This window comes from Nocardiopsis sp. iso_237, from assembly GCF_056173345.1.
Genome location: NZ_CM149669.1, coordinates 800,848 through 813,368, shown reverse-complemented (window position 1 = coordinate 813,368; position 12,521 = coordinate 800,848). Strand labels below are relative to the sequence as shown.

General features: G+C 71.4%; 10 protein-coding genes. All 10 read left to right on the top strand.

The annotated features are described in order from the left end of the window. Positions 1 to 6: 6 nt before the first annotated feature. Complete coding sequence (gene frc, locus AC0VYM_RS03830) at positions 7 to 1,236, top strand: formyl-CoA transferase (RefSeq protein ID WP_475459006.1); 1,230 nt, start codon at positions 7 to 9, stop codon at positions 1,234 to 1,236. A gap of 4 nt (positions 1,237 to 1,240) precedes the next feature. Beyond that, on the top strand, positions 1,241 to 3,394 hold the full coding sequence (locus AC0VYM_RS03825; protein ID WP_475459004.1) for an acetate--CoA ligase family protein: 2,154 nt from the start codon (positions 1,241 to 1,243) through the stop codon (positions 3,392 to 3,394). 278 nt (positions 3,395 to 3,672) lie between these two features. Continuing rightward, the gene (locus AC0VYM_RS03820) at positions 3,673 to 5,301 is read left to right on the top strand and encodes an Nramp family divalent metal transporter (RefSeq protein WP_475459001.1); all 1,629 of its coding nucleotides are present in this window, start codon (positions 3,673 to 3,675) and stop codon (positions 5,299 to 5,301) included. Continuing rightward, positions 5,301 to 5,873, top strand: a complete 573-nt coding sequence (locus AC0VYM_RS03815) for a hypothetical protein (RefSeq protein WP_475458998.1) — start codon at positions 5,301 to 5,303, stop codon at positions 5,871 to 5,873. Before AC0VYM_RS03820 ends, AC0VYM_RS03815 begins: the two co-directional genes overlap by 1 nt. A gap of 367 nt (positions 5,874 to 6,240) precedes the next feature. Continuing rightward, positions 6,241 to 6,642, top strand: coding sequence for a DUF485 domain-containing protein (locus AC0VYM_RS03810; RefSeq protein WP_475458996.1), 402 nt, complete (start codon positions 6,241 to 6,243; stop codon positions 6,640 to 6,642). Further along, positions 6,639 to 8,333, top strand: coding sequence for a solute symporter family protein (locus AC0VYM_RS03805; RefSeq protein ID WP_475458994.1), 1,695 nt, complete (start codon positions 6,639 to 6,641; stop codon positions 8,331 to 8,333). Before AC0VYM_RS03810 ends, AC0VYM_RS03805 begins: the two co-directional genes overlap by 4 nt. A gap of 233 nt (positions 8,334 to 8,566) precedes the next feature. Then, complete coding sequence (locus AC0VYM_RS03800; RefSeq protein ID WP_475458991.1) at positions 8,567 to 9,583, top strand: sensor histidine kinase; 1,017 nt, start codon at positions 8,567 to 8,569, stop codon at positions 9,581 to 9,583. Then, positions 9,580 to 10,368 (top strand): LytR/AlgR family response regulator transcription factor, encoded by a 789-nt coding sequence (locus AC0VYM_RS03795; RefSeq protein WP_475458990.1) that lies wholly within the window; start codon positions 9,580 to 9,582, stop codon positions 10,366 to 10,368. Before AC0VYM_RS03800 ends, AC0VYM_RS03795 begins: the two co-directional genes overlap by 4 nt. Before the next feature lie 16 nt (positions 10,369 to 10,384). After that, on the top strand, positions 10,385 to 10,765 hold the full coding sequence (locus AC0VYM_RS03790; protein WP_475458987.1) for a hypothetical protein: 381 nt from the start codon (positions 10,385 to 10,387) through the stop codon (positions 10,763 to 10,765). Further along, positions 10,762 to 12,417, top strand: coding sequence for a sodium/solute symporter (locus tag AC0VYM_RS03785; RefSeq protein WP_475458985.1), 1,656 nt, complete (start codon positions 10,762 to 10,764; stop codon positions 12,415 to 12,417). Before AC0VYM_RS03790 ends, AC0VYM_RS03785 begins: the two co-directional genes overlap by 4 nt. Positions 12,418 to 12,521 lie beyond the last annotated feature (104 nt).

The window sequence follows — 12,521 nt, the reverse complement described above, 5'->3', positions numbered from 1 at the left end:
AGAGTCATGGGCAAGGCACTCGACGGGGTCCGCGTCCTGGACATGACCCACGTCCAGTCGGGACCGTCCGCGACCCAGATCCTCGCGTGGATGGGCGCCGACGTCGTCAAGCTGGAGGCGCCCTCGGGCGACATCACCCGGCGCCAGCTCCGGGACCGCCCCGGCGTGGACAGCCTGTACTTCACGATGCTCAACTCCAACAAGCGGAGCATCACCCTCAACACCAAGAGCCCCGAGGGCAAACGGATCTTCCTCGACCTGGTGCGCCGCAGCGACGTGCTGGTGGAGAACTTCGCGCCGGGCGCCCTGGACCGGATGGGGTTCACCTGGGAGGTGCTCGCGGAGGCCAACCCGCGGCTGGTCTACGCGTCGATCAAGGGGTTCGGCCCGGGCGCGTACGCCGACTTCAAGGCCTACGAGGTGATCGCCCAGGCCATGGGCGGCTCCATGAGCACCACCGGGTTCGAGGACGGCCCGCCGCTGGCCACGGGCGCGCAGATCGGTGACTCGGGCACGGGAATGCATACAGTGGCCGGTATCCTGGCCGCGCTCTACCAGCGGGTGCACACCGGCCGGGGCCAGCGCGTCCAGGTCGCCATGCAGGACGCGGTGCTCAACCTGTGCCGGGTCAAGCTGCGCGACCAGCAGCGGCTCGCCCACGGCCCGCTCTCCGAGTACCCCAACGACGACTTCACCGACGAGGTCCCCCGCTCCGGCAACGCCTCCGGCGGCGGACAGCCCGGCTGGGCCGTGCGCACGGCGCCCGGCGGACCCAACGACTACGTGTACGTGATCATCCAGCCCGCGGGCTGGGCGCCCATCGCCCGGCTCATCGGCCGCCCCGAGCTGGCCGAGGACCCCGAGTGGGCCACCCCCGAGGCCCGGCTGGACAAGCTCGACAAGGCCTTCGCCCTGATCGAGGAGTGGTCCGGGGAACTGCCCAAGTGGGACGTGCTCTCCGCGCTCAACGAACACAACATCCCGTGCGGGCCGATCATGTCCACCCGGGAGATCATCGAGGACCCCACCCTGAGGGAGAACGGCGTGGTCACCGAGGTCGACCACCCCGAGCGCGGCAGCTACCACACCGTGGCCTCGCCCATCCGCCTCTCCGACTCCTCGGTGGACGTCAGCCGGTCCCCCCTGCTCGGTGAGCACAACCCCGACATCTACCGCGACGAGCTGGGCCTGACCCCCGAGGAACTGGCGGAGCTCTCATCGAACGGAGTGATCTGAGCGCATGGCCGTCTTCACCCCCGAACGTTCCGACCGCGACCCCTCCCCGGTCCGCGAGGTCCTCGACCGGGCCCGCGCCGAGGGCCGGACCGCGCTCACCGCCCCCGAGGGCCGCCTCCTCGCGGAGGCCTACGGCATCCCCGTCCCCGGCGAGGCGCTGGCCCGCAGCGCCGAGGAGGCCGCCGCCCTGGCCACCGAACTCGGCCTCCCCGTGGCCGCCAAGATCGTCTCCCCCGACATCCTGCACAAGACCGACGCGGGCGGCGTGGAGATCGGACTGAACAGCGCCGAGGAGGTCGCCGCGGCCTACGAGCGCGTCACCGCCAACGCCCGCGCCCACGACCCCGACGCGCGCGTCGACGGCGTACAGATCCAGCAGATGGTCCAGGGCGGTCTGGAGGTCCTGGTCGGCGCCACCACCGACCCCACGTTCGGCAAGGTCGTGGTGTTCGGGCTGGGCGGCGTCCTGGTGGAGGTCCTCAAGGACGTCTCCTTCCGTCTGGCCCCGGTCAGCCGGGAGGAGGCGCTCACCCAGGTGGGCGACATCCGGGCCGCCGAGGTCCTGGACGGGGTCCGGGGCGCCGAGGCGGTGGACCGGGAGGCCCTGGCCGACCTCCTGGTGCGCCTGTCCGAGCTGGTCACGGACTTCCCGGAGATCGCGGAGGCCGACCTCAACCCCGTGTTCGCCTCCGCGTCCGGGGCCGTCGCCGCCGACCTCCGGTTCGTCCTCGACTTCGAGCCCGCCGAGGGGCCCCGCACCTTCGGGCGGGAGGAGATCCTGGCGTCCATGGAGCGCATCTTCAAGCCGCGCTCCATCGCCGTGATCGGCGCCTCCAACGAGGAGGGCAAGATCGGCAACTCGGTGATCCGCAACATCGTGGACGGCGGGTACCGGGGCGCCATCCACCCCGTCAACCCGAAGTCGGCCGAGGTCAACGGCCTCACCTCGTACAGGTCGATCACCGACGTGCCCGGCGACGTGGACGTGGCGGTCTTCGCGATCCCGGCGAAGTTCGTCGCCGGGGCCCTGGAAGAGGCCGGGCGCAAGGGGGTGGCGGGCGCGATCCTCATCCCGTCCGGGTTCGCGGAGACCGGTGAGCAGGAGCTCCAGGACGAGGTGCTCGCCGTCGCCCGCAGACACGGGGTCCGGATCCTCGGACCCAACATCTACGGCTACTACTACACGCCGGAGAAGCTGTCCGCGACCTTCTGCACCCCCTACGACGTGGCCGGGGGCACCGCCCTCACCTCGCAGTCCGGCGGGATCGGCATGGCGATCCTGGGGTACAGCCGCAGCACGCGCACGGGTGTGTCCGCGATCGTGGGCGTCGGCAACAAGGCCGACATCGACGAGGACGACCTGCTCACCTTCTTCGGCCAGGACGAGAACACCAACGCCGTCGCCATGCACCTGGAGGACCTCAAGGACGGCCGGGCGTTCGTGGCCGCCGCCCGCGAGGTGGTCCCGAAGAAGCCCGTGGTGGTGCTCAAGGCCGGCCGGACCTCCGCCGGGGCCCGCGCCGCCGGGTCCCACACCGGGGCGCTGGCCGGGGACGACAAGGTCTACGACGACATCCTCCGCCAGGCGGGCGTGGTCCGGGCCCCCGGACTGACCGAACTCCTGGAGTTCGGCCGCGCCCTGCCGGTCATGCCCGCGCCCGGCGGCGAGAACATCGTGATCATCACCGGTGCGGGCGGCTCGGGCGTGCTGCTCTCCGACGCCGTGGTCGACAACGGGATGTCGCTGTACGAGATCCCGCCGGACCTGGACGAGGCCTTCCGGGCCTTCATCCCGCCGTTCGGGGCGGCCGGGAACCCGGTGGACATCACCGGGGGCGAGCCGCCCTCCACCTACGAGAAGACCATCCGCCTGGGGCTGGAGGACCCCCGCGTCCACTCCCTGGTACTCGGTTACTGGCACACCATCGTCACCCCGCCGCTGGTCTTCGCGGACGTGGTGATCGACGTGGTGAGCAAGGCCCGGGCCGCCGGGATCGACAAGCCGGTGGTGGCCTCCCTCTCGGGTGACACCGAGGTCGAGGCGGCCAGCCAGCGGTTGTTCGAGCACGGGATCGTCGCCTACCCCTACACGACCGAGATGCCGGTGAAGGTTCTCGGCGCGAAGTATCGCTGGGCCCGCGCCGCCGGACTACTCTGACCGAATGCCCGGCCGGTGCCACCGGCCCCGGCCGGGCCAGCACGACACACGACCGAGACCAGCCACTCGCCACACACCGAGCACACGAGCCACACCCGCCCGGCGGCCCCTGGAGCCGCCGCCGCAAGGCCGCCGGGCCCCTGGCCACCGCAGGGGACAGCCACGTCCAGCCACGGTGACCCCCAGCCACGTGTCCACCACGATCAGGGAGGTGCCGCACCACCCGGGGGCGACATGCGAACCACCGACTCGCATTCGCACACACACGGAGTACCGCCTTGGATTCCTCACGCCCCGAACCCGACTCCTCTGAACCCCCGGCGCCGTCCGGGACCCAGCGACCGCACGTCCCGGCCCAGCGCCGGGCCCACCCGTCCGAGACCGGCCCCGCCGCCGAACCGGTCACCGCCTCCGCCGACGCGCCCTCCGACCCCCCGGCCGACGCCACCGCCGCTCCCCCGCAGGAACAGCGGTACTGGAAGGCGGGCAAGCTGGAGCCGATGCCCATCCGGGAGCTCCCCAAGGCTCCCCCGTCCATCCACATCCTCGGCCCCACGGTGTTCCTCGTCGCCCTGGGCGTGGGCATGGGCGAGTCCTACATGTGGCCGCGCCTCGTCCTGGTCTTCGGACCCGAGATCCGCTGGCTGTTCCTGATCGGCGTCTCCCTCCAGGCCGTGGTCATGCTGGAGATGTCGCGCTACGCGATGGCCACCGGGGAGAGCATCTTCTACGGCGCCGCACGCGTGTTCAAGCCGCTGATGTGGTTCTTCTTCCTCACGGCGATCCTGGTGTACATCTGGCCGGGCCACCTCTCGGCGGGAGCCTCCGCCTTCGAACGGGTGACCGGCATCCCCTGGCAGGCCACGGCGGTGGCCGGGATGGTCCTCGTCGGCGTGGTCTTCACCCTCGCCAAGGTCATCTACGACCTGCTGGAGAACCTGCTCTCCATATGCATCGGCCTGCTGGTCGTCGGCACGTCCGTGGTCGCGGCGATGGTCGGCAACCTGTCCGACCTCACCTCCACCATCAGCGGGATGTTCTCGTTCGGGTACTTCCCCGAGGAGGCCATGTCGGCGGCCTGGTTCCCCATCGTCGTCGGCGCCATCGCCTTCGCCGGACCCTCCGGCATGCAGCAGATGTGGTACACCCTGCACCTGCGCGACAAGGGCGCGGGCATGGGCGCGCACATCCCCCAGATCCGGGGCCTGCGGCACGCGGGCGAGCAGGAGGCCGTCCCCTCGCGCGGCTTCATGTTCGACACCTCGGACCCGAGGGAGATGGAGAAGTGGAAGGGGTGGCGCCGCTGGGTGACCTTCGACGCCCTGGTGCTCTTCTGGGGCATCACCATGCTGGTGACGATCTCCTTCACCGTGCTGGCCCAGTCGGCGGCCCGTTTCGACCCGCAGGTGGCGCAGCTGATCCGGGACGGCGACCGGGAGGCCTCGCTCGACGCGATGGCGGGTGCCTTCTCCGCCGCCGGGAGCCCCGTCCTCGGCACGGTGTTCTTCCTCTTCATCGCGTTGATCGGCATCAACGCCACCCTGGGCCTGTTCGACTCCTTCTCGCGCGGCCAGGCCGACATGACGTACAACTTCGTGCCGGGCGCCAAGAAGATCGGGCTGTCGAAGCTGTACGGGATGTTCCTGTGGGGGCTGATCGCGTTCGGCACCGTCATCCTGCTGTTCGGACCGGCGGACGGACCGGCGGCCATCCTGGACGTGCTGGCCTTCCTGTCGGCCTTCGCGATGGGCGCGTACTGCGTGGTGCTGCTGCTGGTGAACAACATCGCGCTGCCCAAGCCGATCCGCCCGGGGATCGTCTCCAACGCGATCATCGCGCTGGCCGCCGTGTTCTACCTCGGGGCGCTCTTCTACTCGCTCATCGCGTTCGGGGTGGTGGTCGACTGATGCCCGCCACGTCCGCCCTCCGCCTGGGAGGCACCCCGCCCAACCACCTGGAGGTCGCGCTCCCGGGGGCGGCCATCGGCGTGGTCGCCGGCCTGTTCGCCACGGGAGTGGGGATGGCGGCGGGGCTGCCCCTGGCCATGACCGGCACCGCCGGGCTGGCTCTGGGCCTCCCGCTCGCCGTGCTCGGCGCCGTGTACAGCGTGCTGCTGGCGCGCGGGGTCTTCCCGATCGGGGCGGTGGCCCCGCTGGCCCTGTACTGGCTGGTCGGGTTCCCCGCCGCCCAACTGTTCGACGCCCACATGGTGGCGTGGGTGATCGGTGACGGCCCCGCGCTGCGCGAGCCGCTCCTGTCGTTCCTCGCGCTCCAGGCCATGCTGAGCTTCGGCTTCACCATCGGCTTCCTGTGGCTGCACGAGCGGGTCATGCCGCACTGGCTGATGCGCGTGCGCGACCACAACCCGGTGGCCGAGTCCCTGTTCCAGCGGTACCTGGTGCACGCGGCCCACCTCAACCGCCGACGCGACGGGCGCAGGGCGCGTCGGCCCCGACGTGGTCGCGGGCGCCCGGACTGATCCACGTCCGTTCGAGGAACGGGAACCGAGCTGACGGCCCCGGCGGGCCCCCACCCGCCGGGGCCGTCAGCGGTGTGCGGACGCGCTCTCCGAGGGGCGTCTCCCCAGGCGGGGCGGGGCGCGGGCCGCCCGTCGACCGTTCGTCGCGTCAACCGACCGTTCGTCGCACGGTGGGCGACCGCTCGACGCTCCTCGTCCGCGTTCGGCGCGCGCCCCGGCACGCCCCCCTGCTCAGGCCGGGTGGCCCTCCTTACAGTGCTGGGTAACGCACGTCACACGAACCGGTCATTCCAGGCGAACCCGCTCGACGCGGGAACGCGACCGGACGCGGCACCTTCCCCGCCATCCCCCCGGAGGTTCACGAAACATGGCACACGACAGCCCCCCGAAGGGTCCGACACCACCGGACGGCAACGGCGGTGGCGACGTACCCATCACCGACGCGGCGTACGTCGCGATGCACGCCGACCCGCGGTTCGTCGACTTGAAACGGCGCCTGTACCGCTTCATCTTCCCCATGAGCATCGCCTTCATGGCCTGGTACCTGCTCTACGTCCTCATGTCCGCGTTCGGCCGCGACGTCATGGGCACCGTGCTGTTCGGCAGCGTCAACGTCGCCCTGGTCTTCGGCATCCTCCAGTTCGTGTCCACCTTCGGGATCGCCGTCCTGTACACGATGTACGCCAACCGGAACTTCGACTCGCTCGCCACCGAACTGCGCGACGAACTCCAGAACGGTTCCTCGACGGACCAGGAGGACGGCCGATGATGCTCGCTCAGGAGGCGGTCAGCGAGAGCAGCCGCATCGTCACCCTCGTCCTCTTCGCCCTGATGATCGCGGCGACGCTCGGCATCACCGTCTGGGCCAGCCGCAACACGCGCTCGGCCACCGACTTCCACTCCGGCGGACGCGGCTTCTCCCCGCTCCAGAACGGCCTGGCCATCGGCAGCGACTACATGTCCGCCGCGTCCTTCCTGGGCATCGCGGGCATGATCGCGCTCTTCGGCTACGACGGCTTCCTCTACTCCATCGGCTTCCTCGTGGCCTGGCTGGTCGCCCTGCTGCTCGTCGCGGAGCTGCTGCGCAACTCCGGCCGCTACACCATGGGCGACGTCCTCTCCTACCGGATGCAGCAGCGCCCGGTGCGCACCGCGGCCGCGGTCTCCACCGTGGTCGTGTCGATCTTCTACCTGCTCGCCCAGATGGTCGGCGCGGGCGCGCTCATCGCCCTGCTGCTCGGCATCCAGGAGGGGCAGACCTTCCTCGGCATGGACGCCCCGACCGCGAAGATCGTCGGGATCGTCGTCATCGGTCTGCTCATGACGATCTACGTGGCCTTCGGCGGTATGAAGGGCACCACCTGGGTGCAGATCGTCAAGGCCGTCATCCTGATGGCCGGCGCCGCGCTGCTGACCCTGCTCACGCTGTCGCTCTACGGCTTCAACCTGGGCGCCCTGATGACCGACGCGGCCAACGCCAGCCAGGCGGCGGCCGACGGCGACGCGGCCGCGTTCCTCGAACCGGGCCAGCGCTACGGGGTCGTCGTCGAGGGGGACGCGCTCCAGACCCTGTGGAACAAGCTGGACCTGATCAGCCTGGGGCTGGCGCTGGTCCTGGGCACCGCCGGTCTGCCGCACATCCTCATCCGCTTCTACACGGTCCCGGACTCCCAGAGCGCCCGCAAGTCCGTCAACTGGGGCATCGGCCTCATCGGCGCGTTCTACCTGATGACCCTCGTGCTGGGCTTCGGCGCCGCCGCCCTGGTGGGCTTCGACGCCATCACGGCGCAGGACGCGGCCGGGAACACGGCCGCACCGCAGCTCGCGTCGGTGGTGGGTGAACGCATCGGCGGCGAGATGGTCGGCGCGGTCCTGCTGGCCGTCATCGCCTCCGCCGCCTTCGCCGCGATCCTGTCGACGGTGGCGGGCCTGGTCATCGCCTCCTCGTCCTCGCTGGCCCACGACTTCTACAACTCGGTCATCCGCAAGGGCAAGGCGACCGGAGCCGAGGAGGTCAGGGTCGCGCGGTTCTCGGCCATCGGCGTCGGCGTGGTGGCGATCGTGCTGGCGATCTTCGCGCAGAACCTCAACGTGGCCTTCCTGGTCTCGCTGGCGTTCGCGATGGCCGCCTCCGCGAACCTGCCGACCCTGCTGCTCAGCCTGTTCTGGAAGCGCTTCAACACGGCCGGGGCCCTCGCGGGCATCTACGGCGGTCTGATCAGCGCCGTCGGCCTGGTGTTCTTCTCGCCCGTGGTCTCGGGCTCGGAGTCCGCGCTCATGCCCAACGTCGACTTCGCCTGGTTCCCGCTGCCCAACCCGGCCCTGGTGTCGGTGCCGATCAGCCTGGTCTGCGCGATCGTCGGAACGCTGATGTCCAAGGAGCGCGACTTCGACAAGTTCGCGATGCTCCAGGTCCGTGCCCTCACCGGCGCGGGCGCGGAGAAGGCCGGCAGCCACTAGGTCACCGCTCTCCCGTTGACGGGCCCGTCGCCTCCCCGGGCGGCGGGCCCGTCCCGTGCACCTTCCGTGACCAGCGACGCACAGCCCGGAACGAAGAGGAAAAGCGAGGGTCAGCACGTGAGCGCCGACACATTTTGCGGGGATAGGATCGGTCCGTGTCCTATCGGTGGCTGTCGCGGCTTTCCCCCTCCCGGCGCCCCACGTCCTCGGAACGCCGGGCGAGCGTCGAGTTGATGCGCCAGGTCCACGCACTGGGAGCCGACCTCCGGGACGGCCTGCACGGGCGCGGCGCGCACTCCGCCGCCCGCCGTCTGCGCCAGGTCCTGGCGGTGGACGGGGTGCTCCTCGCCGACCTCGACGGAACGGTCGCCTCCCATGGGAGGTGCCCGGCCCCCGCCGAGGTCGAAGCCCTGCTGTCCCAGGTCTTCGAGTACGGCGGCGGCGCCCGTTCCCGGCTGCCCGACGGCACCTCGGTGTGCGCCGTCCCGCTGACCGTCGCGGACGAGCTCTCCGGTGCCCTGGTGGCCTCGGGCCACCCGGTGGAGGCGGACGTGGAGGCGGCCGCCGCGCTGGTCTCCGACTCCCTGGACCACGCCGCCCTGCGCCGGGCCCGCGCCCGCATCGCCGCCGCCGACCTGCGCACCCTGCGCGCGCAGATCTCCCCGCACTTCGTGCACAACGCGCTCGCCGTGATCGCCGCCCTGGTGCGCACCGATCCCGACCGGGCCCGCCACCTGCTGTCGGACTTCGCGGACTACCTCCGGTACGGGTTCTCGGAGAAGGGCGACTACGCCACGGTCTCCGACGAGCTGGAGGCCACCCAGACCTACCTCGAACTCCAGCGGGCCCGCTTCCACGACCGCCTCGACATCACCGTGCGGATGGCGCCCGAGGTGCTGCCCGTCGCCATCCCCTTCCTGGTCGTGCAGCCGATCGTGGAGAACGCGATCCGGCACGGGCTGGAACGCAAGGAGGGGACCGGGCACATCAGCGTGTCCGGGTTCGGCGAGGGCCCCCTGTGCGTCATCGAGATCGAGGACGACGGGGTGGGCATGCACCCCGAACTGGCGCGCGCCCTGCTGGCGGGCACCGGCCCCGAGTCCCGCGGCGTCGGTCTCGCCAACGTCGACCAGAGGCTGCGGGCGGTCTACGGACCCGAGTACGGTCTGGTGATCGAGACCGCTCTGGGAGAAGGGACGAAGGTGACCGTGCGCGTACCGAGGTTCGCCCCCGGGGTGGTGGTCCGGTGAAGCCCGAACTCCGCGTGCTGGTGGTGGAGGACGAGTCCTCCACCCGGCAGGAGATGGCCTCCCTGCTGGGTGACATGCCCGAGGTGGCGGAGGTCCTGGTGGCCTCCAACGGCGCCACCGCCGTCCGCCTGCTCGGCACGACCAGCATCGACGCCGCCTTCCTCGACATCCTCATGCCCGGGTTGGACGGCATGGACGTGGCCCGGGTGCTGAGCGTGATGTCCGAGCCGCCGTCCATCGTGTTCGTGACCGCCTCCGAGGCGCACGCCGTGGAGGCCTTCGGTATCGGGGCCGTGGACTACCTGCTCAAGCCGATCCGGCCGGAGCGGCTGGCCGAGGCGGTGGGGCGGATCGCCCAGCTGCGCGGGTCCGGCGGTGTGTCCTCCCCGGCGGAGGACCTGCACGTGGTGCAGATCGACACCGGGCGCAGGACCGTCTTCGTCAAGCGCGACGACGTGCAGTTCGTGGAGGCGCAGGGCGACTACGTGCGGCTGCACACGGCGGACGGCACGCACCTGATCCGCCTGTCGCTGTCGTACCTGGAGGAGGTGTGGGCCGCCGCCGGGTTCATCCGCGTGCACCGGGGGTTCCTGATCGCCATCCCGTGGGTGCGGGACCTGCGGGTGACGTCCTCCTCCGGGCTGGTGGCCGGGACCCCGGCCGGGGACGTGCCGGTGAGCCGCCGCCACAGCCGCCGACTCCGGACCCAGCTCATGGAGGCGGCCCGACGCGACCAGCTGGGCCGTTCGGCCCGCCCGCCGGGAGCGGTCAAGGAGCAGCCGTGACCGCCGGGGGTGGGGTGTGAGCCCGCGCCGTGAGAAGCTCACCAGCCCGCAGACGCGCATCGCGCTGGCCCGTGGCAACCGTCCCGCGCACCACCTCATCCCGGTGCCCGCCCCGGTGGACACCGAGGCGGCGCGGCGGCTCTTCCGGGCGCAGCGGCGCACGGCGGTGCGCACGGTCCTGCTGCTGGCGGTGGTGCTCTTCGGGCTGAGCGGGGCCTTCGCCCTCTTCCCCGAGCTGGGCCGGACCCGCCTGGTCGGGGTCCCGGTCTCCTGGCTGCTGCTGACGGTGGCGGTGTACCCGCTGCTGTTCGGGCTGGCCCTGTGGCACGTGCGCGCGGCCGAGCGCCTGGAGGACCGGGCCGAGGGCGGCGGCGCCGGACCCGACGGGAAGCCATGACCACGGCCGTTCTGGCGATAGGCCTGGTCCTGGTCACCAGCCTGGTCATCGGGGTGTACGGGGTGCGGGCGGCCCGCTCCACCTCGGACTTCCTGGTGGCCTCCCGGCGCGTGTCACCGAACTGGAACGCCCTCGCGATCGCCGGTGAGTACCTGTCCGCCGCCTCGGTGCTGGGCCTGGCCGGGCTGCTGCTCAAGAACGGGCTGGGCACCATGTGGTACGCGGTGGGGTTCACCGCGGGCTACGTCGCCGTGGTGGCGCTGGTCGCCGGGCCCATGCGCCGCTCGGGGGCCTTCACCGTGCCGGACTTCGCCGAGTACCGGCTGGGCGCGCCCCGGCTGCGCAAGCTCTGCGGGTGCGTGGTGCTGGTGATCATGCTGCTGTACCTGGTTCCGCAGTTCAAGGGGGCCGGGGTGGTGCTGAGCCTGGTCAGCGGGACCCCCTACTGGGTGGGCGTGCTGCTGGCGGGCCTGGTGGTGAGCGGGTCGATCGCGGCGGGCGGGATGCGCTCGGCCACCTACGTGCAGGCGTTCCACTACGTCGTGAAGCTGGCTTTCCTCGCCGTGCCCGCGATCTTCCTGGTGGTGCACGCGGGCGCCGAGACCCGCGCCGAGGCGCTGCACCCGGAGTGGGGCACCCACTTCCCCCGGACCACTCCGGTGGAGTTCACCGTGGCCACGGAGTTCAGCCTGGACCACGCGGTCACCGTGACCACCCCGGACGGTCGGGAGCTGGAGCTGGCCGCCGGAGGGCACGCGGTCGAGCAGGGCACGGAGTACGTGTTCCCGGAGGGCGCCACCATCCCGCACCCGGCCGGGCTGCCGGAACTGGGCAATGAGCGGTGGAGCACCCCGCTGCTGAACGTGGGCGGCTACCCGCTGTTCGAAACGTGGTCGACGCTGCTCGCCATCACCCTCGGCTGTATGGGGCTGCCGCACGTGATCATGCGGTTCCACACGAGCCCGACCGCGCGGATCGCCCGCCGGGTCGCGGTCGGCGTGATCGCGCTGCTGGGGCTGTTCTACCTGTTCCCCACGGTCTACGGCCTGCTGGGCCGGGTGCTCACGCCGCAGCTGGTGATGCTCCAGGGCACCGACACCGTGGCGGTGGTGCTGCCAGCGGAGGCCGTCCCCGGTTCGGTGGGCACGCTCCTGACCGCGCTGGTCGCGGCGGGGGCCTTCGGCGCGTTCCTGTCCACGTCCTCGGGTCTCCTGCTGGCGCTGGCCGGAGGGCTGTCCCACGACCTGTTCCAGGGGAGCGTGCCGCGGCTGCGGCTGGCCGTGGCGGTCGGCGCCTGCGTCGCGGTGCTCCTGGCGCTGCCCGCGCAGATGATCGACATCAACGTGCTGGTCGTGTGGGCGTTCACGGTGGCGGCGTCCACCTTCTGCCCGCTGTTGGTGCTGGGCATCTGGTGGCGGCGGCTGACCCTGCCCGGGGCGGCCGCGGGGCTGATCGTCGGCGGGGTCACCGCGACCGGTGCGGTCGGCTGGTCGATCCTGTTCAGCACGCCCGAGGGCTGGGTGAGCGTGCTGCTGGCGCAACCGGCGGCCTGGACCATCCCGCTGGCCTTCCTCACGATGACGGTGGTCTCCCGGTTCACCCGCCCGCCCGAGTGGGCCGAGCACGCGGTGCTGCGCCTGCACTCTCCCTAGGTCGTGTTCCGTGGATCCTGCATCTCGGATCTGTGGCTCTGACGCTCGGTGCGCACCCGGTGCGTGAGCCGCAGATTCGAGCTCCGAAGAGGAGTGGGACCCGA